General features: G+C 66.6%; 23 protein-coding genes and 2 pseudogenes. 11 read left to right on the top strand and 14 right to left on the bottom strand.

The genetic code is table 11. From position 1 onward, the window contains the following. Window positions 1-32 precede the first annotated feature (32 nt). On the top strand, window positions 33-1,148 hold the full coding sequence (locus QXH22_RS19380) for a Xaa-Pro peptidase family protein (RefSeq protein WP_306276671.1): 1,116 nt from the start codon (window positions 33-35) through the stop codon (window positions 1,146-1,148). A 49-nt stretch (window positions 1,149-1,197) separates the two neighbouring features. Here QXH22_RS19380 and QXH22_RS19385 read toward each other — a convergent pair whose 3' ends face one another. The 5 genes from QXH22_RS19385 to QXH22_RS19405 form a co-directional block, all read right to left on the bottom strand. Next, window positions 1,198-1,830: a DUF5631 domain-containing protein gene (locus tag QXH22_RS19385; RefSeq protein WP_306276672.1), complete on the bottom strand. Its 633-nt coding sequence runs from the start codon at window positions 1,828-1,830 to the stop codon at window positions 1,198-1,200. A gap of 1,532 nt (window positions 1,831-3,362) precedes the next feature. Continuing rightward, window positions 3,363-3,809, bottom strand: coding sequence for a hypothetical protein (locus QXH22_RS19390; RefSeq protein ID WP_306276674.1), 447 nt, complete (start codon window positions 3,807-3,809; stop codon window positions 3,363-3,365). A 203-nt stretch (window positions 3,810-4,012) separates the two neighbouring features. Further along, on the bottom strand, window positions 4,013-4,957 hold the full coding sequence (locus QXH22_RS19395) for a hypothetical protein (RefSeq protein ID WP_306276675.1): 945 nt from the start codon (window positions 4,955-4,957) through the stop codon (window positions 4,013-4,015). Between the two features lie 119 nt (window positions 4,958-5,076). After that, complete coding sequence (locus QXH22_RS19400) at window positions 5,077-7,470, bottom strand: hypothetical protein (RefSeq protein ID WP_306276677.1); 2,394 nt, start codon at window positions 7,468-7,470, stop codon at window positions 5,077-5,079. Beyond that, window positions 7,452-7,766, bottom strand: coding sequence for a DUF2563 family protein (locus QXH22_RS19405; RefSeq protein WP_306240112.1), 315 nt, complete (start codon window positions 7,764-7,766; stop codon window positions 7,452-7,454). The genes QXH22_RS19400 and QXH22_RS19405 overlap by 19 nt, the downstream gene beginning before the upstream one ends. A 249-nt stretch (window positions 7,767-8,015) precedes the next feature. Between QXH22_RS19405 and QXH22_RS19410 the strand changes: the two genes are divergently transcribed. Beyond that, window positions 8,016-9,476 carry a hypothetical protein gene (locus QXH22_RS19410; protein ID WP_306240113.1) on the top strand — a complete coding sequence of 487 codons (1,461 nt, stop codon included), beginning with the start codon at window positions 8,016-8,018 and terminating at the stop codon, window positions 9,474-9,476. Between the two features lie 7 nt (window positions 9,477-9,483). On the opposite strand, the gene QXH22_RS19415 is transcribed toward QXH22_RS19410, so the two are convergent. Further along, a complete protein-coding gene (locus QXH22_RS19415) occupies window positions 9,484-9,894 on the bottom strand; it encodes a F420-dependent biliverdin reductase (RefSeq protein WP_306240114.1) in 411 nt (136 codons plus the stop codon). 35 nt (window positions 9,895-9,929) lie between these two features. Here QXH22_RS19415 and QXH22_RS19420 point away from each other — a divergent pair, with 35 nt between their 5' ends. The 4 genes from QXH22_RS19420 to QXH22_RS19435 are packed head-to-tail and all read left to right on the top strand — an operon-like array spanning window position 9,930 to window position 13,325. Then, window positions 9,930-10,679 carry an SDR family NAD(P)-dependent oxidoreductase gene (locus QXH22_RS19420; RefSeq protein ID WP_306276678.1) on the top strand — a complete coding sequence of 250 codons (750 nt, stop codon included), beginning with the start codon at window positions 9,930-9,932 and terminating at the stop codon, window positions 10,677-10,679. Further along, window positions 10,676-11,848, top strand: a complete 1,173-nt coding sequence (gene cbiE, locus QXH22_RS19425; RefSeq protein ID WP_306276679.1) for a precorrin-6y C5,15-methyltransferase (decarboxylating) subunit CbiE — start codon at window positions 10,676-10,678, stop codon at window positions 11,846-11,848. The genes QXH22_RS19420 and cbiE overlap by 4 nt, the downstream gene beginning before the upstream one ends. Further along, window positions 11,845-12,600: a precorrin-4 C(11)-methyltransferase gene (cobM, locus tag QXH22_RS19430; RefSeq protein ID WP_306276680.1), complete on the top strand. Its 756-nt coding sequence runs from the start codon at window positions 11,845-11,847 to the stop codon at window positions 12,598-12,600. Before cbiE ends, cobM begins: the two co-directional genes overlap by 4 nt. Further along, window positions 12,600-13,325, top strand: a complete 726-nt coding sequence (locus tag QXH22_RS19435; protein WP_306276681.1) for a cobalt-precorrin-6A reductase — start codon at window positions 12,600-12,602, stop codon at window positions 13,323-13,325. The genes cobM and QXH22_RS19435 overlap by 1 nt, the downstream gene beginning before the upstream one ends. On the opposite strand, the pseudogene QXH22_RS19440 reads toward QXH22_RS19435, so the two are convergent. Continuing rightward, window positions 13,322-13,402: pseudogene (locus QXH22_RS19440) on the bottom strand (RNA polymerase subunit sigma); the annotation flags it as partial. The gene QXH22_RS19435 and the pseudogene QXH22_RS19440 sit on opposite strands and share 4 nt — an antisense overlap. 163 nt (window positions 13,403-13,565) lie before the next feature. Between QXH22_RS19440 and bla the strand changes: the two are divergent. Next, the gene (gene bla, locus QXH22_RS19445) at window positions 13,566-14,483 is read left to right on the top strand and encodes a class A beta-lactamase (RefSeq protein ID WP_306276682.1); all 918 of its coding nucleotides are present in this window, start codon (window positions 13,566-13,568) and stop codon (window positions 14,481-14,483) included. On the opposite strand, the gene QXH22_RS19450 is transcribed toward bla, so the two are convergent. The 3 genes from QXH22_RS19450 to cobG are packed head-to-tail and all read right to left on the bottom strand — an operon-like array spanning window position 14,480 to window position 17,670. Beyond that, a complete protein-coding gene (locus tag QXH22_RS19450) occupies window positions 14,480-15,946 on the bottom strand; it encodes a precorrin-2 C(20)-methyltransferase (RefSeq protein ID WP_306240122.1) in 1,467 nt (488 codons plus the stop codon). The genes bla and QXH22_RS19450 overlap by 4 nt on opposite strands. Continuing rightward, window positions 15,943-16,569, bottom strand: coding sequence for a precorrin-8X methylmutase (locus tag QXH22_RS19455; protein WP_306240123.1), 627 nt, complete (start codon window positions 16,567-16,569; stop codon window positions 15,943-15,945). Before QXH22_RS19455 ends, QXH22_RS19450 begins: the two co-directional genes overlap by 4 nt. A 9-nt stretch (window positions 16,570-16,578) precedes the next feature. Beyond that, entirely contained in the window at window positions 16,579-17,670 is a 1,092-nt protein-coding gene (gene cobG / locus QXH22_RS19460; RefSeq protein WP_306276683.1) for a precorrin-3B synthase, read from the bottom strand. A gap of 96 nt (window positions 17,671-17,766) precedes the next feature. On the opposite strand from cobG, the gene QXH22_RS19465 reads away from it, so the two are divergent. From QXH22_RS19465 to QXH22_RS19475, 3 genes are all read left to right on the top strand, one after another. Then, window positions 17,767-18,441 (top strand): alpha/beta hydrolase, encoded by a 675-nt coding sequence (locus tag QXH22_RS19465; protein ID WP_306240125.1) that lies wholly within the window; start codon window positions 17,767-17,769, stop codon window positions 18,439-18,441. Between the two features lie 74 nt (window positions 18,442-18,515). Beyond that, the gene (locus tag QXH22_RS19470; RefSeq protein ID WP_306276684.1) at window positions 18,516-19,931 is read left to right on the top strand and encodes an NAD(P)/FAD-dependent oxidoreductase; all 1,416 of its coding nucleotides are present in this window, start codon (window positions 18,516-18,518) and stop codon (window positions 19,929-19,931) included. A 32-nt stretch (window positions 19,932-19,963) separates the two neighbouring features. Next, window positions 19,964-21,418 (top strand): NAD(P)/FAD-dependent oxidoreductase, encoded by a 1,455-nt coding sequence (locus tag QXH22_RS19475; RefSeq protein WP_306276685.1) that lies wholly within the window; start codon window positions 19,964-19,966, stop codon window positions 21,416-21,418. 56 nt (window positions 21,419-21,474) lie between these two features. On the opposite strand, the gene QXH22_RS19480 is transcribed toward QXH22_RS19475, so the two are convergent. From QXH22_RS19480 to QXH22_RS19490, 3 genes and pseudogenes are all read right to left on the bottom strand, one after another. After that, window positions 21,475-22,368 carry an oxygenase MpaB family protein gene (locus QXH22_RS19480; protein WP_306276686.1) on the bottom strand — a complete coding sequence of 298 codons (894 nt, stop codon included), beginning with the start codon at window positions 22,366-22,368 and terminating at the stop codon, window positions 21,475-21,477. After that, entirely contained in the window at window positions 22,365-23,192 is an 828-nt protein-coding gene (locus QXH22_RS19485; protein WP_306276687.1) for an SDR family oxidoreductase, read from the bottom strand. The genes QXH22_RS19480 and QXH22_RS19485 overlap by 4 nt, the downstream gene beginning before the upstream one ends. Before the next feature lie 294 nt (window positions 23,193-23,486). Further along, window positions 23,487-24,356, bottom strand: a pseudogene (locus tag QXH22_RS19490) (PE family protein); the annotation flags it as partial. A 206-nt stretch (window positions 24,357-24,562) separates the two neighbouring features. Here QXH22_RS19490 and QXH22_RS19495 point away from each other — a divergent pair. Beyond that, window positions 24,563-26,104 carry a molybdopterin-dependent oxidoreductase gene (locus tag QXH22_RS19495; RefSeq protein ID WP_306276688.1) on the top strand — a complete coding sequence of 514 codons (1,542 nt, stop codon included), beginning with the start codon at window positions 24,563-24,565 and terminating at the stop codon, window positions 26,102-26,104. Between the two features lie 3 nt (window positions 26,105-26,107). Here the strand turns inward: QXH22_RS19495 and QXH22_RS19500 are convergent, their stop codons facing one another. Further along, complete coding sequence (locus QXH22_RS19500) at window positions 26,108-26,308, bottom strand: hypothetical protein (protein ID WP_306240132.1); 201 nt, start codon at window positions 26,306-26,308, stop codon at window positions 26,108-26,110. Window positions 26,309-26,319: the final 11 nt, after the last annotated feature.

A 26,319-nucleotide genomic window follows, 5' to 3' on the forward strand; every position in this document is an offset into this window, starting at 1 on the left:
TCCTGCCAGGCCGTCCGGTTAGCCTGGCTGCCATGGACACTGACCGATTCGAGGCCGCGGTGTATGCCCGACGGCTGAGGGCCGCCGCGGGATTGGCCGAGCGGGCCGGCTTGGCTGGTCTGGTCATCACGCCCGGATATGACCTGCGATATCTGCTCGGGTCGCGAGCGGAGACGTTCGAGCGGTTGACCGCTTTGGTGGTGCCTGCCGTTGGTTCGCCGACGGTGGTGCTGCCCCGGCTGGAACTGGCTTCGTTGAAGCAGTCTGCGGCTTCGGAATTGAGCGTCAGCGTGCGGGACTGGGTGGATGGGGAAAACCCGTACGCGATGGTGGCCGCCGCGTTGGGAAGCGGTGCTTTCGCCGTCAGCGATTCCATGCCGGCTCTGCACCTGTTGCCGTTGGCTACTGAGCTGGGTGTGACGCCGGTGCTCGCCACTGACGTGTTGCGCGAGCTGCGGATGGTCAAGGAGCCGTTGGAGATCGAGGCGTTGCGCGCGGCCGGCGAGGCCATCGACCGGGTGCATGCACAAGTGCCGTCGTTCCTGGTGCCGGGGCGGACCGAGGCCGAGGTGGCCGCAGATATCTCGAGAGCGATTGTGGCCGAAGGGCATTCCGAGGTGGCATTCGTGATTGTCGGGTCGGGTCCGCACGGGGCTGACCCGCACCACGGGTATTCGGACCGGGAGCTCGCGGAGGGCGACATCGTCGTCGTCGACATCGGCGGTTTGTACAGTCCCGGGTACCACTCGGACTCGACCCGTACCTACAGTATTGGCGAGCCGAGTCCTGAAGTTGCCCAACACTATTCGGTGTTGCAGCGAGCTCAGCGCGCCGCGTGCGATGCGGTCCGGCCGGGCGTGACGGCGTCGCAGGTGGACGCCGCGGCCCGTGATGTGCTGGCCGAGGCCGGCCTTGCGGAATATTTCGTGCATCGCACCGGGCACGGCATCGGGTTGTGCGTGCATGAGGAGCCCTACATCGTTGCGGGCAATGATCTGCCGCTGGTGGAAGGCATGGCGTTCTCGGTCGAACCGGGCATCTACTTCCCGGGGCGCTGGGGTGCCCGCATCGAAGACATCGTGGTAGTCACGTCGGACGGTGCTTTGTCGGTCAACAACCGGCCGCATGAGCTTGTCGTCGTGTCGTAAGCCCTGGTTGGGCAACGGGATTCAGGGCTTGCGGCTTGCGGATGCGCCGTCAGTGCGCCTTCGCTGCCAGAAACCAGGCGAGATGGTAGTTGGCTGTCGCCTTATCTCCGGCAACCAGAGCATCGATTGCGGCAAGCAGCTGCCAGTTGCCCACCTCGTGGCCGTTGACTCCGTCGGGGTAGCTGTCCAGTACCCGCTTGCTGGTCATCGCGAGATGCTCGCGCAGCAGGTTGATCTCGGAATCCAACACGCCGGTGCCGGCGGAGGCCGCCTTCGCCAGGGTATGGGCAAGCCGGGGTAGGCCGTCACGCCATTGGGTCGCCTGGCTGAGCTCCCATCCGAGATCGTTGACGTCCGGGGCGGTGCGGGGTCGCGACGAAGTCGGGGTCTCGTTATCGGCATGGGGCAGATGATGGATCGGGGTGTAGCTGGCGGTGACGGTAGCGCCGCCCAGTAGTGCTTCCAGGTTGCCGCGGCGCCGGGCCGGCGCCAGCAGGGTCACCGCGGACGGCAGTTCGATGCCCGGCGGGATCCAGCCGCTAGCCAGATCAGTGACGAGGAACGTGGTGTTATCGGCGTGGTCACCGGCAGCCCAGGCCAGCCGGGGTTGCTGACGCGCGACCGCGTTGACCAGGCGCTGCAACCGTTTTCGCGCTGTGTCCTCGGCCGAGATGGTACCCATTGTGGCCCCGGCGGCAGTCGCGGCGACGGCCTGGGTTCCCAATGCTGATGGAGGTGGCGGTGTGGGGGATGGGCTGGTCTGGCGCACGACGGCCGGCTGGTTCGCGGGCGATTGAGCTGCTGACGGCGTCACCGGCGCGGAGGTCGGGTTGGCCGACGGCGGTAACGGGGTGCCCGGTGCTGCTGGCGGGCTGGTCGCAGTCGAGACCGGAGGCCGTATGTCGGAGCCGTAGCTAGGCAGGGGGCCCACGGCTTGCGGCGTTACGGGTGGCGAAACCGGCTGGGGCGCAGCGACTATCGGTGTGGGAGTAGCTGGTGCCGCGTCCATCGCCGGTGCGTGGCGGACCGGCGGTGGGGAGTCGACGACCGGGACGTGCACCTGCGGGCTGGGAGCTGCTGATGGGATCGTCTGCGCGGCATGGGAAATCTGCGGTTCTGTCGACGTCACGGGGATCGAGGGCGCTACGTGCGCGGCTGCGGACAGCGGGGCTCCCGATTCCATGCCCTTGTTGAAGCTTTGAGCGAGTTCGGTGGGGGAGAGGGTTGGGGTGGGGGGAAGCGCTGCGATCGAAGGTTCGGGCATAGCGCTACGGGCGCCGGTTACTGATGGCAATGGCGAGTTCATCGGACTCAGCCTCGGGGCGGCGGGTCCTGGTGTCGCAGGCGCTGGCGTGGACGGCAGTGTTGGAGATGGGTTCACGACTGACGTTCGATGAACGTAACCGGTCGGCGCCTGGCCGGTTTGAAAGACTTCGGTGGGCGCGCATGGCGCTGTTGTGTGACTACCACCGGCAAATGGTGGTTTAGACGCTGGCAGCGTCCCGACGGATTGAATTTCAGGCTGCTGAACGGCTTGAGTTTCGGTATGAGGCATAGACCCTGGCAACTTTCCCGTCGTTAAGACCTCGGGTGGAACGGTGTTGCCAAGCATTTCTTGAACCCGGTTAGTTAACTCTGCCTGGTCGCTGGGACGCCGGAACATTCGGCTCAAATCTGCCCCTTGGGCTTGGGCGAACGGCCGCGCTTGTATGCCAGCACCTTCCGCGTCGAGGATGCGCTGCATCGCGTCGATCACATTGCTGCCATACTTGGCTGCGACAACACAAGCGAGCGTTTGATAGTGAAGGATCAAACTCGCAATTTCTGCAGCCTTCACTGCCGCGGGAGATTTCGAATTCTCTATATCCTCTATCTCTTGGTTGCCCTCTCCGGCCAGAGCGGTGAGCTCGTGCTGAAGGCTTAGCATGCTCTCGCAGGCCGTGTCATATGCGCTCTGCTTAACCGAGTTTTTTTCAGCAACCGCGCGAGAGTGTCGCTCGCCAATGCGAAAAACGTTGCGCAAATCCTCAATTGTGCGACCAAATTGTTCGGATAGCACGCCCGTCTCCGCATCGCGCAGCGCTTCGGCAAAATCACTAAAAGCCGTTTTGGTTGCTGCCCTGCTGGTTCTGCCACGCGAAAGTATCGTCATGTCCTGGTCACTAGGCCATTGATTACCGATGAGGAGCTGTGTCCACTTTCCAGGGGGAAATGTCATTGACAGTTCTCACGCACTTTCCCGCCAGCGGTTTCTATGGCTTGTCGCGATGTGGCAATGGTCGCGTCGGTCGCTTCGGCCAAGTAGTCGAGGGCAAGCTGTTGATATGCGTCGGCCAGTGCCCGAGTGGCGTCAGCGAGGTCGGTTGCCGAAGCGGGTTCCCGCTGCAGCGTTTTCAGCAAATATTGGCCACCATCGAAAAGTGCAATTCTTGCATTCGCCGCCAGGCCTAGCTGTGTCGTCGGGTCGTTGTCTCCCGACCGTCCCGTGTTGGCTAGCACTCCACGGTGCACCAGCTCATAAGCAGCGCAAACCTTCGCCTTCGCATCCGCCACCTGCTGGCTCGAATACGTCGGCGCCGCAAGCGGCTCGTTCTTCGGCAGCGGCCGGAACCAGGCACCGATGGCGATGCCGACCGCGACCAGGGCAATTCCGATCGACACAAACGCGAGCCACCGAGACGGTCGACTCGCCGCAGGCGCCCACGGCGGCGGAAGTTGCGAGGGAGGCATATTCGACACGCGTGGATCGTATCGTTCCTGCGGAAATTCGCCAGTCAGACTTTGCTGAAAAGTATCAGCTAGCGGGACTGTCAGCGATTACTAGCGAAAAGGCAAGCGAGATGGATTTGCTTCGAGCTCAGTCCTCAGCGTTCCTCGTCGTCCCGCTTGACCTCCGGTAGAGCAATCCGCCGCGTCGCCACCGGCTTGCCGTCCACATGCTTGGTCACCGCCGGCATGGGAGGCGCAGTGATGCGGCCCTGCACCGGCGCGCCATTCTTGACCGTCGGCCCCACGATGCGCTTGGTTTCAGGCTTGTTTTCGCCGCTCGCGCCGGCGGCCCCATGCATCCCACTGGGCGGCATCATCGGCATCGCACCCATCGCCCCGCGCTGCGCCGGCGCCGACTCTGGAGTGGCAGTCGGCGCCGGTGCCACGGCCTGCGACGACGCGGGCACAGTACCGGCGGACGGGGTCGGCGGCGGTCCCAGCATCGCGGTCGGCGTGGTGCCCTCAACACCCCCGCCGCCGCTTCCGCCGCCACCGCCAGCACCGCTCAGTTCGCCGGCTTCACTGCCCAGACCCCTTTCGGCGCCTGCCAGCTCTTCAGGCTCGGCTTCGGCCGCGCCCGCGCCTTGCTGCATCATCCCCATCCCGGCCTGCATGGCCTGCTGTCCGGCCTGGGCCAGCTGTTGCGGAATCTGACTCAGCGGCTGCAACAGACCGCCGAGAGCTCCCGCGATACCGCCCGCGATCCCCGACGCCATTTGCGGCATCTGCTGCAGCATTTGGCCCATCTCGCCGGATCCCCCGACACCCGCCAGCTGCGCTGCGGCCTGCTGCTCGTTGGCGGGAAACTTTGCCAGTGCATCGGAGGTCTTGGCCTCACGCTCGTCGTGTCCGGCCAGCGCTTCGCCGTAGTCGGCCGAATCACCGGCATTGGCCGCCGCGCCGAGCGCGCGCAGCAGCTGGCTGATGCTGGAAGCTCCCGTCGCCAACTGGTCGGGGGTGATCATCGGCGGCGGCGGTATCCCGAGCAGCTGCGACAGCTGATCGAGAATGATTCTCAGTTGGTCGTCCCCACCGCTCATGGTGTCCTTCCGATTCTCGATGTCGCTGGGTCACGCGCAGGCAGGGATGTGCGCCTTCGGTATCGGGCGATGCTAGCGCCGATCGCCCGCCGGCGGTATTCGGCTTTGCTGGGAGGCGGCTACTTCTTCTGCGGGTCGTGATCCTGGATGACGGCGTCGTAGCGATTGACCATGTACAAATCCGGGACGAAGGGCTGTTCAAGACCATTGGCCTGGCTCTGTCGCAGGAGACCGGCCAGCAACTGATTGAGCGTTTCGTCGTAGTGGCCAAGGTCTACCTCGATGTGCTGGCGCGCCAGCTCGTCAGGGCTTCCGATCCGGCCTTCAATGAGGTACTGCGGCGGCACGCCCTCGACAGAACGGCCGGAAGCGATGACGGCATTGAGGATTTCGCGATCGGCCTGCCCGATGGACATATGGGGTAGCTGATGGTCGGTCACCGCACTACTCGTCGGGGGCAGTCCGACGTAGTCGTTTTCCAGTGCCGTGCTTAGTATTCCGACCGCGACGCCGGCGGCCGGACCGACTACCGGAACACGGTCAACCCCAGCTCCGAGCACCTTGGCGCCCAGTTCGTAAGCGAGCTTCCTCTGGTTGTACTCGGCGGTCGCGGCCGCTTCGGCGCTCAGGTGACGGTTCTCCGTATCCGCCTGCAGAGCGCTGTGAATCCCGGAATCGACCAACCCACGCAACGTCATCGCATCGTGCAGGTGGGCGTTGTAGGCGCCCGTGCCGGGTTCGCCGTTCACCACCTGTCGGGCGTAGGCACCTTCGGCGATCAGGGCCTCACGGTCGGCTGCGCCGTTGAAGTACTCGGATGCCTTTTCGTCGGTGCTGAGCACCGCGAAGATTCCCTTGGCGATGGGCATCACGCCGCTTTCACGGTTGCCGTCCTGCATCACGCCGAACTCGGCCAATCCGCCTGTGCCCGAGATGTTTTGGACGTAGGGAGCCAGCCCGTGCGCCAAGCCCCGGACCAAGTCCGGATTCACTTCGCCGACAGTGTGATTGCCCGGCAGGTGCAACAATCCCGGTTCACTTGCCCCGATGTACGCGGCGTACGCTCTAGCGGTCTCGCCGGCGATCCCGGCCTCGGTGCCATGAGCGGCGTGTTCGGTCCAATCGAAGAGCGACGCTGCGGCTTTGCCGTGGTCGCTCCAGAAATGGCGAGTGACGTTGTCCATGAATGCGACGTGCGCGGGACCGGTCAACACGTCATGCACGACCTGGTGGTCTGGCGATACGGCGGCGAGGATGTCGGCGACGATCGGATCAAACACCATTGCGCCCTGACGCATTTGGGGAGGCGGCGAAGACATGCCAAAGGTTGCATCCATCATCGCCGATGCCCTGGCGAGCATCCGTCGGTCTAGTTCGGTGTTGGTCTGGAACGAGGATCTTCCGTGTTTGACGACGTCCGCCACAGTCTTCGAGGGGTCGCCGCCGGCAAGCATTTGTCCCACCACGAGGTCGTAGTACTGCGACCACGGCGCTTCCAGCGCCTGCCGGACACAGTCGGGCAGTTGCGTGAAGCCGCCCCTGACGATGTCTGTCCCCTGCAGCGCATCGGGTTTGAGGTCGGTCCGGGGGAACGTGAGGGCGGGGTTGCTCATCAGCTGCCATGAATTGGCGATCATCTCTTGTTGGTCGCCCAGTCGCTGCACGGCGGTCTGCACAGCTTCGATGGACATCCCGTGTTGCTGCGCTTGAAGCTGACTCACGACGGATGCCTGCTCCGGAGACAGCGGCACCTTTCCGGCCAACTGGTCAGCGGTGATCGAGCCCAAGATCGCATTCACCCGCGACGCGGCCGCCTGATCACCGGCGAGTGCCGCGTGGACGTCCCGTTCTGCTTGCGCGGGTGATTGAACGGGCTTGGCCTCCCCGCCGTCCAATGCTGAGACGGCCCCGTCGTAACCACCTCGTTCGCGCATCCGAGTCTTCAATCTTCGCAACAGGTCTGCGTACATCTCCCGGATTTGCTCAACGTTTCGCACCGCCCCCGCGGTGTCGTCAATCGCGCGCTGCTCGAGTTCGACGATGATGCCGTCGAGGGCGATTTCGTGCGACAAGGGCAGGTGGTCGGAGTTCACCAACGCATGGGCTTCGCTCAGCTCGCGGTCGAGGGCCTCCAGTCGGCCTTCCAGCGCCCGGATCCGGCCCGCGGATGCGCGCTGCGCTTCAGCCAGGATCGCCGCAATCCGTTCCAGATCAATCGCGATCTCCGGCAGCTGCTCGGCCTGCACGCCGAGTGAACCCGTTGCGCGCTGAACCTCGGCCGCATCGTTGATCGGGTGGTCGCCGTTCTCGCGGTTCCACGCCGCCTCGAACCGGTCACGGGCCTGACGGAACGCCGACTCAGCCTCGTTCGTCAGGCGGCCGGCGTCGTGAAAAGCAGTTGCCAGGAACGAGATCTGCGCCGGACGACCGCGCTGCAGGCTGGTGTTCACAGCCCAGGGGTCGCCCCCCGCCGCGGCGATCAGGTGCTCGACGCTTATGTAGCGGAGTCGCACCACACCGCCTGCACGCTCGCCGCGTTGCTCGCGTCCATCTCAGTGAACCCCGCTGCGGCACGGCATGCGCGACCACCAACGCCGACAAGGACAGTCCGATGCTGGCGCAAAAGCGCCATGTGGTGGGCCTGCATCGAGCCCACGGCTTCGTGAAAAGTCTCGGCAGCGGCGAAATCACCGAAGATCCCGGGCTCTAGCGCGGCACGCGAAAGATGTTGAGCCGCTTCCTGTGCATGGTCACCTGCGCGGCCGGAAGCAGCACCGCCCGAACGCAGCACGGCAACGTCGACGAACACCCTTGCTCCTTTCCGGTCGTCGGATCGTGGCGAGGCTAACCCGGTGCCAAACTGCCCGCAATTCACTGCTGGGGTCAGCCGCGCCGTCCAATCGCAGGAGGGTGAATTCCAGGCCCCAGCGCTAGAGGCTGAAGTTGCATATGAGAACTATGAGTCAAAAGAGACCAATGTTAACGAAGTGATTTCAACACACCCACAGTTCGACAACATTTCTCCTCCCTATAGCCAAGCCGTGACAATCTTTCGCGCATGTCAAGCGCCCCATGCGCCCGGTGGCTGCAATCCGCTGTCGTGGTCTGTGCGTTCATGCTGGCCCTCGCCTCGGCCCCGCCGGTGACCGCCGACGTCAATGAGGTGCCGACTCCGCCATCCCCGACGGCGCCCTGTAATGCCATCAGCCCCTTCGCTTTTCCCTGCGTGGGTACAGGAAAGTTCGCCGACGCGGTGGCTGCCGAATGCCGGCGCATCGGGGTAACCGACAACCTGTGCCTCGTTCCGCTCGCCTCCAAGGTGACCCAAGCGGCCACCGTCGCCTACCTGAATTCCTGGGTGCATCGCACCGCGCAGTTCCAGTACGCGCTCGGCAACCCGGTCCCGTTCAAGGACGCGCAGTGGATTGGCACCCACAACTCGTTCAACAGTCTGGTAAGCCAATTCACCCCGTCCCACGCCGACTCCAATCAGCAGCTGTCGATGCCACAGCAATTCGACATCGACGCCCGCAGCATCGAACTGGACCTGCACTACATCCCGCAGATTGACCAGCTGGGCAATCGCGCCGTCACGGTGTGCCACGGCCGGGGGCCCGACCAGGCGAATCTGGGTTGCACGACCGAACCGGTACTCACCAAAGTGCTTCCGGCGATTACTGATTGGCTGAACACGAATCCGAACGAGGTCGTCCTCATCCTGATCGAGGACCAGTTGAAAGACGCCAAGGCTTATGCCTCGGCACTGGACTCCCTGGAGCGACAGTTACGCCGCCCCAATGGCACCAGCCTCATCTACCATCCCGCGCCGGCCGACATCACGGCGAATGGTTGTGCCGACTTCCCGCGGACCATCTCGCGTGATGACGTGCGCACTGCGGGCGCACAGGTCGTACTCGTCGGAGACTGTGTGCCGAGCTGGGGAACCACGGTGTTCAACTGGGACGGCCAGGAAGTGCAGAGCGGCTCGACGTTCGACTATCAGCCCTACCCGAAATGCGACGCCACGTATGGCCCCGCCATCTACGCCTCGAAAATCGTTCGCTACTACGAAGACTCGACCTTCATCTCGGCCCTGATCAACCCGAGCCGACCACCAACCAACCCCGCGGCCCTCACCCCTCCGAAAGCGCAGTCGATGACGAACTGCGGGGTCAACCTGTTCGGCTTCGACCAACTGCTACCCGAAGACGGGCGTATTCAGGGCACTCTGTGGAGCTGGGCACCCGACGAACCCCGCGTGAGCGTCGGCACCTGCACCCTGCAGAGCACCGACAGTCGTTGGGTGGCGGCGCCGTGTGCGGCCGCGCATCCCGCGGCCTGCCAGAACGCCTCCGGCACCTGGTTCGTGACGGCTCCGGTCACTTTCGCCAACGCTCCGGCGGCCTGTGCGGCGGCAGGCTTCACTTTCCAACTGCCCCGGACCGGGGTCCAGAATTCCCGTCTGCATGCCGTTGCCGGGCCGGCCGGGGGCGCCTGGGTGAACTACACCATCACCTGAGTCGGGATTAGTCGCCGCGGTCGAGCAGATCCGACGAACCCAGAACCCGTTCTATCTGAACCTCGATCACCACGCGTCGAGGATTCGCCCGCGGTGTCCGATAGCGCTGGGCATACCGCAGTTCCGCGTCACGGACGGCCTCAAGCTCCTTGTTCACCACCGCCCGGCCCTCCAACGAGAGCCAGCGGGCCCCGTCCACCTGGCTCAGCACCGCCACCCCGGCCCGCTCGGCGTTGAGTGCCTTCTGGGAACCGCCGGTGGTGATTACCCGGGCGATGTGAGTCTTGGGGTCGAAGGTGAAGCCCACCGCGACGACGTGCGGTGAATTGTCGGTGCGCAGCGTGGTCAGCATGGCCAGATGGCGTTCGGAGAGGAACGCCATCGCATCGTCGGTGAGACGGGTCGTTGTCTTGGCCATCGCCCTTCACGCTAGCGCAGGCAATAATCACAGCCGTGGACGACACCCGCGAAGGTCCGCTGGTAATTTTCGGCGGCCGCAGCGAGATCGGTATTGAACTCGCGCGGCGCCTGGCACCGGCGAGCACTGTGGTGCTGGCGGCGCGCAACGCTGACCAACTCGAGCACCAGAAAGCCGCCCTGCTCGCCGCCGGCGCCGAAGCCGTGCACACCCGGGAATTCAACGCCGACGACGTGTCCTCCCACGGTCCTCTGGTCGACGCCATCATCGCCGAACACGGTCCCATCGGCACCGCGGTCCTGGCCTTCGGCATCCTCGGCGACCAGACCCGCGCCGAACGCGATGCCGCCCATGCCGTCGCCATCGTCCACACCGACTACGTCGCTCAGGTCAGTCTGCTCACCCATCTGGCCTCAGCCATGCGCGCCGCTCGCCGAGGATCGCTGGTGGTGTTCTCCTCGGTGGCCGGGGTCCGGGTGCGCCGCGCCAACTACGTTTACGGATCGGCCAAGGCCGGCTTGGACGGCTTCGCCAGCGGACTGGCCGACGCGCTGCACGGCAGTGGCGTTCATTTGCTGATCGCGCGCCCGGGATTTGTGATCGGCCGGATGACCGACGGCATGGCGCCCGCGCCGCTGTCCAGTACCCCCGACCAAGTCGCCGCCGCCACAGCGCGAGCACTGGCGAAAGGCCGACGCAGTGTCTGGATACCGTGGGCGCTGCGGCCAATGTTTTTCACGCTGCGGCTACTTCCGCAGCCGATATGGCGCAGGATGCCGCGATGATCGTCGTAGTCGGCATCGGTGCGGACGGAATCCCGGGTCTGTCCGCCGCCTCCAGATCCGAATTGCACCGCGCCACCGTTATTTACGGATCCCGGCGACAGCTCGACCTCCTCGATGACACCATCGCAGCGCCGCGACGGGAGTGGCCGTCGCCGATGTTGCCCGCGCTGGAGGCGCTTGCGGTGGACGGGCCGGACATCCACATCGTCGCCAGCGGCGACCCGCTGCTGCACGGGATCGGCGGCACATTGATCCGCCTGTTCGGCGCGGCCAAGGTACGGGTTCTGCCGCACGTGTCGTCGGTCACCTTGGCGTGTGCCCGGATGGGCTGGAACGTCCACGAGACCGAGCTGATCAGTCTGGTCACCGCTGACCCGCACACCGCGATCCGCCGCGGTGGACAGGCGATTGTGTTGTCGCGCAACCGAAACACACCCAAGACGCTGGCCGCGGCGCTGGACGCTTACGGGCACGGTGAGTCGGAATTCACCGTCCTCGAACTGCTCGGCGGACCGGGGGAGCGCCGACGCGACGGTGCCGCCCGGGACTGGGCACACAGCACGACCGAGGACGTCGACGACCTCAATGTGATCGCCATCCGCTACCTGCCCGACCATCGGGTGGCCTCGCTGCCCGACGACGCTTTCATGCACGACGGACAGATCACCAAGTACGGGATCCGGGCGGTGACGCTCGCAGTCCTGAATCCGCGCCCCGGTGAAAGACTCTGGGATGTGGGGGCGGGATCGGGCAGCATCGCCATCGAATGGTGCCGCAGCGCGCCCGGTTGCACCGCGGTGGCGTTCGAACTCGACGAACGGCGCCGCCTCAACATCGGTTTCAATGCCGCCGCCAGCGGTGTCAGCGTCGAGGTGCGCGGCGCCGCACCCGACCAGTTCGCCGGGGCGCCGCGCCCGTCGGTGATCTTCATCGGCGGCGGCCTGACCCACCCGGGACTGCTCGACGCCTGCTTGGAACACTTACCCGCGGGTGGGCGCCTGGTGGCGAATGCGGTCACCGTAGAGTCCGAAGCCATTCTCGCACAAGAATTTTCCCGACATGGCGGTGAGCTGCGGCGGTTCCAGCACTACCAGGGTGAAGCGCTCGGCGGCTTCACCGGCTGGCGCCCACAACACCCCGTCACTCAGTGGTCGAGGACCAAGCAGTGACGGTTTACTTCATCGGGGCCGGCCCAGGGGCCGCCGATCTGATCACCGTTCGCGGCCAACGACTTCTGCAAACTTGCCCGGTGTGCCTCTACGCGGGCTCCATCATGCCCGACGACCTTCTCGCGCACTGCCCGCCGGACGCCAGGATCGTCGACACCGGCCCCTTGACCCTGGACCAGATCATCGCCGAGCTTGCCGAAGCCGACGCCGCCGGACATGACGTGGCGCGGCTGCACTCCGGTGACCCCTCGCTTTACAGCGCACTCGCCGAACAGTGCCGACGACTCGACGCGGGAGGCATCGACTACGAGATCGTGCCGGGCGTGCCTGCTTTCGCCGCCGCGGCCGCCGCGCTCAAGCGGGAACTCACCGTGCCGGGCATCGCGCAGACCGTCACGCTGACCAGGGTGTCGACCCTGTCGACCGCTATGCCGCCCGGCGAAGACCTCACCACTCTCGCCCGATCCGGTGCCACCCTCGTCCTGCACCTGGCCGCGGCGCAGATCGACAACATCGTTCCCCAGCTGCTCGCCGGCGGATATCGGTCCGAAACGCCAACAGCGGTAGTCGCATTCGCGAGTTGGCCGAAAGAGATTGTGTTGCGCGGCACGCTGGCCGACATCGCCGAGCGGATGCACGAGGCTGACGTCACCAAGACGGCGGTCATCGTGGTGGGCGACGTCCTGGGCGCCGAAGGTTTCACCGACAGTTATCTGTATTCCGTCGCGCGGCGCAGCAGAGGCGCGCACTGATGCGGGTGCTGCTGCTCGGCGGTACGGCTGAGGGTCGGGCATTGGCGAAAGAGCTGCACCCACAGGTTGATATCGTCAGCTCCCTGGCCGGCCGGGTGCCCGATCCCGCGCTGCCGGTGGGTCCGGTACGCATCGGCGGGTTCGGTGGTGTCGAAGGTTTGCGCCGGTGGTTGCGGGACGAACGCATCGACGCCGTCGTCGATGCCACGCATCCGTTCGCGGCCACCATGACCGCGCATGCCGCGCAAGCCTGTGCCGAGCTGCGGATGCCGCATCTGGTGCTAGCTCGCCCAGCGTGGGATCCCGATCTGGCCACGGTTGTCGCGACAGACGATGAGGCAGCGAATGAAGTTGCCCAGCAGCAGTATTCGCGAGTTTTCCTGACAACCGGACGGTCCGGCGTCGCGGCGTTCGCCGCCAGCGATGCGTGGTTCCTGATCCGCGCCGTCACCCCGCCCGCGGACGCGGTGATGCCCCGGCGTCATCACCTGCTGCTGTCGCGCGGCCCCTACCACTACGACGAGGAACTGAAGCTGCTCGCCGAACACCGCATCGACGTGTTGGTCACCAAGAACAGCGGCGGCGAGATGACCCGGGGCAAGGTGGATGCTGCTGCGGCACTTCATATTCCGGTGGTGATGGTGTCACGGCCGCCGCTGCCCGAGGGGGTCGCGACGGTCGGTACCGTCGCCGCAGCCGCCCAGTGGGTCGCGCACCTGCGTTAACCGGTCACGTCGTCGCGTTCGGCGTCGGCCAGCAGCGCGTCATGGGCCCGTGCGACGCGGGAGCGAATGGTGCCCACCGCCTGTTTCCGGCGGCGGCCGCCATGGCCAGGGAGGTGACGGCCTCGTCGTCACTTGCCGCGGTGATGGGGCACAACCCTCCCGGTGCCCGAACGGGCGATGCGCGCGTCAGACCCGAAGGCGCTCATGCCGGGCCCATGACGCGGATGCGATACTGCGGCCATGCAGGGACGGCGGGGCACACGATTAGGCCGCCGCGAATTTCTGGGTGCCGCCGCCGTGTTGCCGCTGGCGGCGTGTGCGCAGGGCGCGGGCCGCACCGGATCGGCAACGACGTCGACGCCGGCGCCGGACCTGTCCCGTCAGTTCGCCGACATCGAGCGGCGATACGGGGGACGACTGGGCGTCTACGTGCCTGAGAGCGGCACGACGGCAGCGATCGCCTACCGCGCCGACGAGCGGTTCGCCTTGCGCTCCACGTTCAAGGCGCCGTTGGTAGCAGCGGTGTTGCATCAGTATCCGCTTGCTCACCTCGACTCGATGGTCAGCTTCACCAAGGCCGACATCAACTCGATCTCACCGGTGACCGAGCAGCACGTCGACACCGGAATGACCGTGGGGCAGCTGTGTGACGCCGCCATTCGATACAGCGACGGCACCGCCGCCAACCTGCTGCTCACCCAGGTCGGCGGGCCCGCGGGTTTCACGGACTACCTCCGCAGCCTGGGAGACGACACCAGCCGGCTGGACCAGGCGGAGCCGGAGCTCAACCGCGACCCGCCGAACGACGCGCGGGACACGACCACGCCGCATGCGATCGCTCTCGTCTTCCAGAAGCTTGTGCTCGGTGATGCGCTGCCGCCTGACAAGCGGACGATGCTCACCGACTGGATGGCCCGCAACACCACCGGCGGCAAGCGGATCCGCGCCGCGTTCGCCGCCGACTGGAAGGTGATCGACAAGACCGGGTCGGGCGACTACGGGCGGGCCAACGATGTCGCCGTCGTCTGGTCACCCAAAGGCGCAGCGCATGTCATCGCCATCTACACCGACATCGCCGGCGGCGGATATGACGCGCAGCCCAATGAGGCATTCGTGGCCGACGCCGCGCGCGTGGTGGCCGGCGCTCTCGGACATTAACCCGGATAACGCCGTGGCGTGAACACCCGATCGCCGGAATCGCTTGCATGCCATTGAGTTTGGGACGAACCGACAATCAGCAGGCAGCGCATGTCGACGTCGGCGGGATTCAGGTCGGCCAGCCGCACCACGCGCACCTCCTCATCCGGGCCGGACACGTTCCGGCCGATCACCACCGGCGTTCCCGGTTCGCGATGGGCCAACAACAGATCCCGCATCGCCCCCACCTGCCAGGTCCGCGACTTTGAAGCCGGGTTGTAGATGGCCAGCACCAGATCGGCGGCCGCCGCGGCCGACACGCGGGCGGCGATGACGTCCCACGGCTTGAGCCGATCCGACAGCGAGATCACCGCATAGTCATGGCCCAGCGGCGCGCCCACCCGGCTGGCCACCGCTTGTGCCGCGGTCATCGCCGGGATCACCCGAACCTGCACATCCGGCCACTGCTTGGCCTCCTCGAGGACCGCGGTCGCCATCGCAAAAACGCCCGGGTCGCCGGACGACACCACGGCCACCGCGTGCCCCTGTTCGGCCAGCGAGCAGGCCAGCCGGGCGCGGGCCGGTTCGTCGGTGTTGTCGCTGGCGTGGCGGCGCTGTCCGTCGCGCAGTGGGACCCGGTCCAGATATCCGGCGTAGCCGATCAGATCGGTTGCCCGGGCCAGTTCGCGGCGGCTCTGCGGCGTCATCCACTCGGTGCCGCCCGGTCCCAGGCCCACCACGGCGACGGTGCCCGCGGCCGCCGGCCGGCGTCGCCCGCCCGGCAGCATGGCCAGCGAAAAGTACGGCACGCCGGTCTCGTCGACGTCAGCGGCGGGCATCACGCGTTGCCCGGGTGTGCTGGCCCGTTCCACATAGAACGTGTCGTCGAGCACCCCGGAAGCCGAAAGCGCTTCGCGCACATTGCGATAGGAACGACCAAGTTTGAGTATCACCGCCGCGTCGGCATCGGCGAGCCGGCGGGTAAGTTCGGCCACCGGCAGCGTGCCGGGCAACACCGAAAGCACTTCGTCGCCGGCCACCAGCGGCGTGGCGACAGCGGCCGAGGCGGCGCTCACCGACGTCACGCCCGGCACGATGACGGCGTTGAACCGCTCGGTCAGCCGGGTGTGCAGGTGCATGTAGGAGCTGTAGAACAGCGGATCGCCTTCGGCCAGCAGCGCCACGTTGCGCCCGGCTGTCAGATGCGCGGCGATCCGTTCGGTGGCGGCGACGTAGAAGTCCTCCAACGCGCCCGCATAGCCCCCGGGATGGTCGGTCGTCTCGGTGGTCACCGGATACACCAGGTGTTCCTCGATCTGCCCGGGCCGCAGATACGGTTCGGCGATGCCGCGCGCGATGCTGCGACCATGGCGGGCGCTGTGATAGGCCACCACGTCGGCTTCGCCGATCAGCCGGGCCGCCTTGACCGTCACCAGCTCCGGATCACCGGGGCCCAGCCCGACACCCCATAACGTGCCCGTCATTCGCGGTCGGTCGCAATCGCGTTGACGGCCGCCGCGGCCATGGCGCTGCCGCCGCGCCGGCCCTGGACCAACAGATAGGACATGCCACGTGGGCGCTCGATGAGCTCCTGCTTGGACTGGGCGGAGCCGACGAAACCGACCGGTCCGCCGAGCACCGCCGCCGGTGGCGCAACTCCCTCGTCAACCAGTTCCAGCAGGCGGAACAACGCGGTCGGCGCGTTACCGATAGCGACGACGGCGCCGGCCAACTCGTCGGCCCACAGGTCGACGGCGGCGGCCGAACGGGTGGTCCCGTGCTCCGCGGCCCAACCCGCTGCGCGTGGATCGGCGACCAACGACACCACCTCGTTGCCGATCGGCAGCCGCGACTTGGTGATCCCGGCGGCCACCATCGACGAGTCGCACAGCACCGGCGCGCCGTCGCAGAGTGCGGCCCGGGCCCGGGTGACGACGTCGTCGGTGAAGGCGACGTGCTCAGCGACGTCGACCTGGCCGCAGGTGTGGATCAGGCGGACCACCACGCGTTCGACGTCGGCAGGAAATCGGCTGAGGTCGGCCTCTGCGCGGATCGTCGCGAATGACTGCCGGTAGATCTCCGCAGCATCGCGGGTGTAGTCGAGCACTCGCTCACCTTAAGACCTCAGCAGCCGGTACCCCGTGCCGGTGGCGACCAACACCTCCCCGTCCACCGGGCTGCCACATGCCCGTTCGCAGCCGACGAAGTGGCGGTGCACCGGATAGCCGGCGTCCAGCGCTTGCGCGGCATCGGCCCGTACGTCGGCGGCGGAGTGCGCACAGCCGGGGCTGCCGGTGCACGCACTGATGCTCAGCCACGGGGAATTCTCGTCGAATATCAGACCCAGTGGCGCCAAGACGCGCAGCGCGGTGTCCGCCACCTGCTCGGTCAGGTCGCACACCAGCACCGACCGCCACGGCGTGATCACGATCGGCGCCTCGATGGCGGCCAGGAATTCGGCGACGCGAGCGGGCAGGACTCCCAGCGGCACGGCGGCTCCCAGCGCCACCCGGCCGTCGTCCTGAGGTATCCAGCCCACCGGCGCCTTGCCGGGCGAGGGGAGGGTTGGGCCCAACTGCACGCCTGGGCACAGCTCACTGAGGTTATCCAGTTCGGTTACTCGCCAGGCTTTTTCGCGAATCTCGACAAACCGGAGTGCGATATCGATGAGGCTCTGGCAGACGTCGGTGACCCGTATCCCGGTATCGCGGCCGGCCAGCAGCAGCCGGGGTCCTTCGGCGAACACGTGCACCCCGGCATCGGCGTGCAGGCCCGACACGTCACCGCGGCCGTCGTCGAGGCTGAACCAGAACCGGCCGCCCAACTCGGCCAGCCGAGGTTCGGCGCGGATCGCCGCGTCCAGTTCACCGACCCAGGGCCAGACGTCGACGTTGCCCCCCGACCGGCCGGACAGCGGCGACGCCACGATGTTGCGTACGCGTTCGTGGGTGGCCGACGGAAGGAGCCCGCTCGCGGCGACGGCCTCGGCAACCTTGCCGACGTCGGTCACCGCCCGTAATTGCACGTTGCCGCGGCCGGTCAGTTCCAGGGTCGACCCGGCGTATTCGGCGGAGACGGCCGCCAATGTCGCCAGTTGGGCGGCGGTGAGCGTGCCGCCCGGCAGGCGAACCCGTATCAGAGCGCCGTCTGCGGCCTGGTGTACCTGCAACGCGCCCGGGCAGGCGTCGGAGTCGCGGATTCTGGCCACCTGCCCAGGTTAGACAACCGAAAGGGTGTCCCGAAGTCCGAGCAAATGCGTGTGCGCATGGTTTTGCCGGCCCATCGCGCGGGCACACCCGTGCCTGTGCGGACGGTCGAATACGCCCCGGGACGCTTGGCCGATGTCTTCGGCGATGCCGGCCAACCCACCGTCTTGCTGTGGCATGGCATGCAGAGCGACGCCCGCGCCGCCGTCCGGCCGCTGGCGGAACTGCTGGCCGGTCACGGTGTCACCGTCATCGCACCGGACTGGAACTCGCACGCCGACGATGGTGGGCGCGCAGACCTGTTGCGATCGGTCGCTTTCACGCGCGAACGCGCGGCGGGGCCAATTGTGCTCGTCGGGTGGTCCCTGGGTGGTGCCGCGGCGGCCGGCCTGACCGTGGATGCGCCGCGCAATGATGTGCAGATCTCGCACACGGTGTGTCTGGCCGGAGCATTCATGGCCGACGACCCGATATCCGGGGAAGCGGTCACTGACCTGCTGTCCACCGCCCAAGCGGGTACGCCGTTCACCTTGTTGCACGGTATGGCAGACGACGTCGTACCGATCAGCGCGAGCGAGAAGTTCGCTGAGGCTTTGCAGCACGCCGGTTGGCCGGTGGACTTGATCGCGCTGGCGGCCGATCACGGGTCGATCGCCGGAGCCGACTACGACGTGGCCGCGGATCGTTACGTGCCGGGAGAAAGCGACGCGGCGCGACAGGTGGCGCAGGAGGTCGCCGGCCGCATCGCAATGCTCGCCGGCTCAGCAAATTAAGTACTCGACTACTCAAGGTGCCCACGCGGCAGCGCAGCACACTTCGTTGCAGTCCATCGACGAAGGAGCGTGCAATGGTGCGACGTGGTGGTGATGCGGTGGTGTTGGGCGCCAGCATGGGTGGCCTGCTGGCAGCCCGGGTCTTGGCCGACTACTACGACAGGGTCACGATCGTCGAACGTGATGTCCTGCCCGAGGATCCGGTCAACCGGCGCGGTGTCCCACAGGGCCGGCTCATCCACACCTGTCTGGCGCGGCTCACGCTGGTGCTCGAGGAACTCTTCCCCGGCATCGGGGACGAATTGATCGCCCACGGCGTCACAACCTGGGACGACGGGGATTTCGCCAAGCTGGATTGTTCCTTCGGTGGGCATTCACTGGTGCGTTCCGGCAAGTCGGCGCACGCGCCCCAGATCGTGTCGCCGAGCCGCCCGGTGCTGGAATGGTCTGTGCGCCAGAGAATTCGAGCAATCCCGAAGGTCACGTTGTGTGAGAATCACGATGTCGTGGGCCTGGCGGCGACACCGGACCGTCGGCGGGTGAACGGTGCCCGGGTGATCGATCGCTCGACCGGCCACGAGAGGACGTTGTCTGCCGATCTTGTCGTCGACGCCACGGGCCGCGGATCCCGCACACCGGTGTACCTGGAGCAACTCGGTTACGGACGGCCACCCGAGGACGAGGTGAAGGTGCAACTCGCCTACGCCAGTCAACTCGTCCGCATACCGCCCGGCCTCATCACCGAACACATGATCGCGCACTTCCCGCGTCCTGGCCGGCCGCGGATGTTCGCCATGATCGGCTACGAGAACAACTACTGGATGATCGCTGCCGGTACCATGGCCGGACTCGAGCCGCCGCGCGATTACGCCGAAATACTCTCCTACGCAGCAGAATTCGCACCTGCCGCCGCGGCAAAGGTGGCCGCCGCCGAGCTGATCGGCGACGTTATCCACCATCGCGTGCCCTCGAACCGCTGGCGTCGCTACGACAAGATGCGGCGCATACCAGAGGGCCTGCTCGTGGCCGGAGATGCGGTATGCAGCTTCAACCCGATCTACGGGCAGGGCATGACGGTCGCGGCCGTCGAAGCCACGGTGCTGCGAGACTGCTTGCGGCGCGGTGGCAGTGGCCTGGCTCGCCGGTTCAATCGTATTGCCGCCAAGAAGGTGCGAGTGGCCTGGCAGACCGCTGTCGCCTCGGATCTGGCGCTGCCCGAGGTGTCGGGTCCGCGACCACTAAGGATCCGCGTCAGCAACGCGTGCCTCGAGCCGGTAATGACCGCAGCCGAATCCGACCCCGTCGTCGCCGCGCAGTTCATGCGGATCACGGCGATGGTCGACCCGCCCGCTCAATTGCTGCGGCCGGCATTTCTACTGCGGGTCGCGCGGGCACACCACCGCCGGACGGGCAGCAATGTTGTCCACGAGGGGTCCGGCGGAGATGTGGTCACCCGCGAATCTCTGGGTACGCCGGTCCGATCGGCGTAACGTGCACGTCAGCGAAACACCGGGAGGCGGCAATGGCGCGTGCACTGAAAGTCGCGATTATCGGGGCCGGGATGTCCGGCATCTGCATGGCAGCCAAACTGCAGGATGCGGACATCGACTCGTTCACCATCTTCGAGAAGGCCCACGACGTGGGTGGTACTTGGCGCGACAACACCTATCCCGGCCTCACCTGTGACGTGCCGTCGCGTTACTACTCATACTCCTTCCGGCCCAACCCGAACTGGTCGCACTGGCTGCCGCCCGGGTGGGAGATCCAGAACTACTTCCAGCAGGTGGCCGACGAGCGTGGCATCCGTCCGCACATCCGGTTCGGCACCACCATCACCCGCGCCGAGTATGACAACGGAAAGTGGCAACTCACCACCTCCGACGGCGAGACCCACTCGTTCGATGTGCTGGTGACCGCGACGGGGGTGCTGCGGGTGCCGCGTTATCCGGACATCCCCGGGCGCGACACGTTCGCTGGGCCGGCGTTCCATTCGTCGCGCTGGGATCATGCGGTGTCGTTGCCGGACAAGCGGATCGGCTTGATCGGCACCGGATCCACCGGTGTGCAGATCACCGCCGAACTCGGCGGCAACGTGCGTCAGCTCAAGGTCTTCCAGCGCACCGCGCAGTGGATCTACCCATTGCCCAACCCGCGCTATTCCAAGCTGACCCAAGCGGCGCTGTCGCGCTTCACGGCCCTGAACAGATTGCCTTACCTGTTCTGGGGATGGTTCTTCCGTTTGGTATTCGGCCGCGCCCCGATTCGGCCGGGCTGGCAGCGTCGGCTGGCTCAGGCCGAGTGTCGTTGGAACCTGCGGCTTTCGGTGCGCGACCCCGAGTTGCGGGCCAAGCTCACCCCCACTTACCAGCCGATGTGCAAGCGGCAGGTGATGGCCGGGCGCTTCTACAGATCCGTGCAGAAGCCCGGGGTGGACATCATCACCGACCCCATCGACCACATCGAGGCGCGCGGGATCGTGACCGCGGACGGCACGCTGCACGAACTGGATCTGCTCGTGTTCGCCACCGGATTCGACGCCCGGGCCTACGTGCGTCCGATGGAAATCGTCGGGGAGGGCGGCCTCACCCTGGACGAGGCCTGGGCCGGCGGACCGATGGCCTACCGCTCCATCGCGGTGCCGGGATTCCCCAATCTGTTCATGATGATCGGGCCGCACTCGCCGATCGGCAATCAGTCGTTGATCCCGATCGCCGAAGACCAGGCCAACTATGTGATGTGGTGGATTGAACAGCTGCGCGCCGGGCACGTAGTTGCCGCCGCACCCACCGAGGCGGCCACCAAGCAGTACAACGAGGACATGAAAGCCGCCATGCCGCAGACGATCTGGGTCAGCGGCTGCAACAGCTGGTACCTCGGCAAGGATGGCCTGCCGGAACTGTTCCCGTGGACGCCGGAGACGCACCACGAGCTGCTGCGCCAACCGGAGCTCACCGACTTCGACGTGCGGACCGCCTGACCCCGGCAACATCGCGTTGCGGCCGTGGCCGGGACTGGACTGCGACGCACACGGTCTCAGACGCGGCGTGGAACGCTGCCCAGTTCGCGCAGCCAGCCTTTACGTGCGGTGTCGTGCCACTTCAAGGCCGCGGGTATGGCACGCCACCCCTTTTTGATCGTCGCGCGCAACGCGCGGTAACTGGTCTCGTCGACGCCGGTCCAGCCGATCCCGAACCGCTCCCGCACGATGGGCGGTAGGCCGCCGAAGATCACCAGACGCATCGGCGGGGCCAGCGCGGTGCGCACGGGCATGGTGGGCAGTAGGGCGTCCATGATCGGTTTGAGCAGGGGAGTGCTCGGATAATCCGGTGACGCGCTCATGTCGGGGATCGCCGTGCGCTGGATGAACTCGATCAGAAAGTCTGAAGCCGCGTTCGGCTGCAGCACTTCGGTGCAGTATCGCTCGTATTCGCGGTTGAACTCGGCGAGCGTCGACGGCAGCACCGAATCTGACATGCCGTAGCGGCGAAACCATTCGCAACCCTCGAGGTAGAGCTGCTCACGCTCGGTATCGCTGAGCCGGTGCACATCCCAATGCTCGGCGAGTCGATGCACCATCACCTGGAAGGTGGCGTGCGCCCACCAATACGTTTCTGGCTTCAGGGCGTGGTAACGCTGCCCGTCAGGCAGGTTCCCTTTGATGTCGCGATGAAAGTCGCGCACCTTGAGTCCGGTCTCGTCCGCTTCAGGGCCGTCATAGATGGTGCCGAGAATACCTGGGAGCGAACGGAATACCCGATCCACGGGATCGCTGAAGAAGTTCGAGTGGTCGATGAGGCCCTGCCCGATGGCGGGATGCATCGTCTGCATCAGGCCGGCCGTACCGCCTTCGAAGGCGATCCGCATGTCGCCGGCCCAGCGCCACAACAGCGACTTCGGGCCCAGGTCGATGCGGGTGCCCTGGCTCACGACAGACCGGTCCGCCGCGTGTAGACGTCGTGCTGCTCGCGTTTGAGGTCGCTGGTGAACACGCGGCCCGTACCCAGTGCCCGCCCGAGCGCCTCGGCCAGGCCCACCGGCATCAGGCGCTGCGCCCACACCGTTGCCCCCAGCGAACGGGGTATGGCCACCCGAGGTTCCGGCTTTCCGATCACCTCGACGACCGCGCGCGCAACGTCTTCGGGCTCGGCGTTCTTGAAGCCCTTCGCATGCCCGACGCCGGCAACCATGTCGGTGTTGGTCAGAGTCGGCATGATCACCGTGAAGTGCACGCCACTGCCCCGATTCTCCATCCGGACGGCGTCGGTGTAGCCGAGCACGGCATGCTTTGTGGCGCAATAGGTTGCGATGCCCTCGGTGGGTAGCACGCTGCCCAGCGACCCGATGTTGATGACGTGGCCGCGGCGCCGGGGCAGCATTCGCTGCGCCGCCAGTTTGGTGCCCAGGATGACACCGTGCACGTTGACGTCGAAAAGGCGCCGGGTGGCTTCGTCGTCCTCCTCGACCGCGCTGCCCACTGAGATCAGGCCGGCGTTGTTCACCACCACGTCGAGCGGTCCGAGTTGGTCTTCCACCGTGTCGAGGAACTCGGTGAACGACGGCCGGTCGGTGACGTCCAATTTCCGAGCGAGCGGCAGCCCGAGTCGGTCACCCGCCGATTTCGCGCCGGCCTCGTCGACGTCGCCGATGGCGACTTTGGCGCCCGAGCTGTGCAGGGCGGTCGCGATGGCCAGGCCGATTCCGCGAGCGCCTCCGGTGATAGCGACGACTTTGCCGGCAACCGAGGATGTCATCGCCTCACGCTACCCACCGGGGCATTACAGCAACCCACTGGCGCCTGCGTTACCGGCCTGGCCGGACGGCCCGTTGACGCTGGAAGCCACCGTCAGGGAGCCGGCGGCCAAGCCGACCGGAACGGACACCGTAACCGTGCTCACGGTGCCCACTGCCATCGGCGGAATGGTGGCAGGTGTGAATGAAATACCAACCGTCGCAAAAAGCGTGATCTTGGCCGCGTCGGTGAGGTCATTGGTAATGGGGATGGTGAAGGTGGACAGGCCACCACCCGGGATCTTGACGAGGGCCGTTCCCGGACTGCCGGCCCCGCCCTGGCCCGCAGCCCCGCCCGGGCCGGACAGCCACCCGCCACGACCGCCGTCGCCGCCGTCGCCGCCGCTGAGCGCGAGGTTCGAAAGCTTGATGGGGGTGGCGGGGCCCGGTGAGGTGTAGGGCCCGCTGCTGCCGCCTTGTCCGCCCGCTCCGCCGGCGCCCCACAACCCGGCGGCGCCGCCGGCACCCCCGGCGCCACCGTTGACGCCGTGGGTACTGGAGCCGAATGCCGGGGCGGCGGCACCACCGGCCCCGCCCGCCCCGCCGTTGCCGGACAGATAACCGCCGGCACCGCCCGCGCCGCCGCGCGCGCCCGCACCACCGGCCCCGCCGGCGCCGCCGTTGCCGATCAACCCTGCCGCCCCGCCGGCGCCGCCGGCCACCCCGGCCGTGGTCGTTGAATAGCCGTTGCCGCCGTTGCCGTACAACAACCCACCCGCTCCGCCGTTCGGGTTGGCTGCCGTCCCGTCGGCGCCGTTGCCGATCAGCGGACGTCCCAACAGGGCGTTGGTGGGCGCATTGACCACGCCCAGCACGTTGTCGATCACCGTCTGCAGCGGCGAAGCGTTGGCCGCCTCGGCGGCCGCGTACGAGCCAGCCGCGGCGCTCAACGCCTGGACAAACTGCTCATGGAACGCCGCCGCGTGGCGGCTCAGCGCCTGGTGTGCCAGGGCGTGGTCGGCGAACACCGATGTGATGGCCGCGGAGATTTCGTCCGCGGCCGCGGGCAGTAGGCCGGCGGTAGGCGCCACCGTCGCGGCATTGGCGGTGATGAGCGCCGATCCGATTCCGGCGAGATCCGTCGCCTTGGAAGTCAGCAATTCCGGGACCGCCCATAGTTGCGACATCGCCATCCTCCTTCACGTCGTCATTGACGCATCGGTGATTCGGATGAATGTGGAGACTACGCCGGCTCCGCCCCGCTGTCCCGGTGTTGGAGACAAAATGTCGCCGGTCCTGAGCCGGCCCGCCGGCGGGATCGGCAGTAATCGCTTGTTCTGTTGCGCGACAAAGGTTTACAGCGGTCTCGCGAAACGCGGGTAAAGTTGCTCCGATGGCTGCCACCCCGTCGAACGAGAAGATGCTTGTCGGTGTCGCCGCCGCGGCCGTCGCACTCGGGGTGGCTCAGCTGGTCAGTATCCCGTTCGGTGGGCGCGCCGACGCGCGTACCGCCGTCGGCTCGGCAGTCGTCGACCTGACACCGGGACCGGTCAAAGAGTGGGCGATCCAGACCCTCGGCACGCTGGACAAGCCCTTCCTGGCCGTCGCGGTGCTCGTGGTGATCGCGACCTTGGCAGCGATAGCCGGGTCCTTCGAGACGCGCCGCCGCCCGCTCGGCAGCGCGGTGATCGCCGCGGCGGGTGTTATCGGATGTATTGCCGTGCTGTCCCGGCCGGGTGCCACAGCGATCGACACGATCCCCACCATCGCCGGCGCCGCCTGCGGTGTGGCGACGCTGCGGGTGCTGGTTCGCCGGATCCAGCCCGACGTGAAGTGCCCGGACGACAACAGCGACGAGGCCGACGCCGGCCGGCGCAAGCTGATGGTTCTCAGCGTGCTCGGACTGGGAGTCGTCAGCGGCGTGGCGGGTGCCGTCATCGCGCGACTGGCGCATTCGGTGGCAGCCGACCGCAAGACATTCGTTCTCCCGCCGCCGAAATCGTCGGCTCCGCCGATCCCTCCGGACGTGCAACCGAAAGGCGTTGCGCTACCGCGTTTCATCACACCCAGCACCGAGTTCTACCGGATCGACACCGCGCTCAGTGTTCCCCAGCTCAGCCACGGCGACTGGCGGCTGCGCATCCACGGCATGGTGGATCGCGAAACCAGTTACAGCTTCGACGATCTCACCCGCTTCGACCTGGTCGAATCGGTGGCCACACTGACCTGTGTGTCGAACCCCGTTGGCGGAAAACTGATTTCGACCGGAATCTGGACGGGCTATCGGGTGGCTGATCTGCTGGCAGCGGCCGGTGTGCACAAGGACGCCGACATGGTGCTGTCGACGTCGATCGACGGCTTCACCGCAGGCACGCCGGTGCAGGCCCTCACCGATGGCCGCGACGCGCTGCTGGCGGTCAGCCTCAACGGCCAGCCTCTGCCGGTCGAACACGGCTATCCGGCCCGCCTGGTGGTGCCCGGACTCTATGGCTACGTGTCGGCGACCAAATGGGTCGTCGACCTGGAGTTGACGCGGTTCGACAAGGCAAAGGCCTACTGGACACGGCAGGGCTGGGCGGCGCAGGCGCCCGTCAAAACCGAGTCGCGAATCGACGTCCCACGCAGCGGTCAGCAGGTGCCACCCGGTCCGGTCGTGTTCGGCGGCGTCGCCTGGGCGCAGAATCGTGGCGTGCGTGCCGTCGAGGTCCGCATCGGTGAGGGGGAGTGGCAGCCCGCTGAATTGGGCGCGAGCTATTCCAACCAGACCTGGCGGTTGTGGAGCTTCCCGTGGCAGGCGAAAGGCCCTGGCAAGCAGACCATTACCGTGCGGGCGATCGACAACACCGGAGCTGTCCAAACCGAGCAGCGGGCTGATCCCGTTCCAGACGGTGCGACCGGCTGGCACACCGTGAGCTTCTCCGTGACGGGGAAGTAAGGCCTACTTGGCTGACAGTTTCCGCCAGCTGAACACCGCGATCGCAACGCCGACCAGTGCGGTGATCGGGCCGATGACCGACCAGGTGGTCGTGTTGCTCATCGGGCTGCCACCGAGCACTCCGAATCCCTGCAGGGCCCAGATCAGACCGAACAGCGCGATGATCAACCCGACCCCGAAGGTGACGACGAAGCCCCTGTTCATACCGGAACCCT

The organism is Mycobacterium sp. TY814 (assembly GCF_030755175.1).
Taxonomy (GTDB): domain Bacteria; phylum Actinomycetota; class Actinomycetes; order Mycobacteriales; family Mycobacteriaceae; genus Mycobacterium.

Bases quoted from the DNA above. Each gene is read 5' to 3' on its own strand.
- QXH22_RS19380 (WP_306276671.1), top strand. From the start codon at position 33: ATGGACACTGACCGATTCGAGGCCGCGGTGTATGCCCGACGGCTGAGG.
- QXH22_RS19385 (WP_306276672.1), bottom strand. From the start codon at position 1,830: ATGGGTACCATCTCGGCCGAGGACACAGCGCGAAAACGGTTGCAGCGC.
- QXH22_RS19395 (WP_306276675.1), bottom strand. From the start codon at position 4,957: ATGAGCGGTGGGGACGACCAACTGAGAATCATTCTCGATCAGCTGTCG.
- QXH22_RS19410 (WP_306240113.1), top strand. From the start codon at position 8,016: ATGTCAAGCGCCCCATGCGCCCGGTGGCTGCAATCCGCTGTCGTGGTC.
- QXH22_RS19415 (WP_306240114.1), bottom strand. From the start codon at position 9,894: ATGGCCAAGACAACGACCCGTCTCACCGACGATGCGATGGCGTTCCTC.
- cbiE (WP_306276679.1), top strand. From the start codon at position 10,676: ATGATCGTCGTAGTCGGCATCGGTGCGGACGGAATCCCGGGTCTGTCC.
- QXH22_RS19435 (WP_306276681.1), top strand. From the start codon at position 12,600: ATGCGGGTGCTGCTGCTCGGCGGTACGGCTGAGGGTCGGGCATTGGCG.
- bla (WP_306276682.1), top strand. From the start codon at position 13,566: ATGCAGGGACGGCGGGGCACACGATTAGGCCGCCGCGAATTTCTGGGT.
- QXH22_RS19450 (WP_306240122.1), bottom strand. From the start codon at position 15,946: ATGACGGGCACGTTATGGGGTGTCGGGCTGGGCCCCGGTGATCCGGAG.
- QXH22_RS19470 (WP_306276684.1), top strand. From the start codon at position 18,516: ATGGTGCGACGTGGTGGTGATGCGGTGGTGTTGGGCGCCAGCATGGGT.
- QXH22_RS19475 (WP_306276685.1), top strand. From the start codon at position 19,964: ATGGCGCGTGCACTGAAAGTCGCGATTATCGGGGCCGGGATGTCCGGC.
- QXH22_RS19485 (WP_306276687.1), bottom strand. From the start codon at position 23,192: ATGACATCCTCGGTTGCCGGCAAAGTCGTCGCTATCACCGGAGGCGCT.
- QXH22_RS19495 (WP_306276688.1), top strand. From the start codon at position 24,563: ATGGCTGCCACCCCGTCGAACGAGAAGATGCTTGTCGGTGTCGCCGCC.
- QXH22_RS19500 (WP_306240132.1), bottom strand. From the start codon at position 26,308: ATGAACAGGGGCTTCGTCGTCACCTTCGGGGTCGGGTTGATCATCGCG.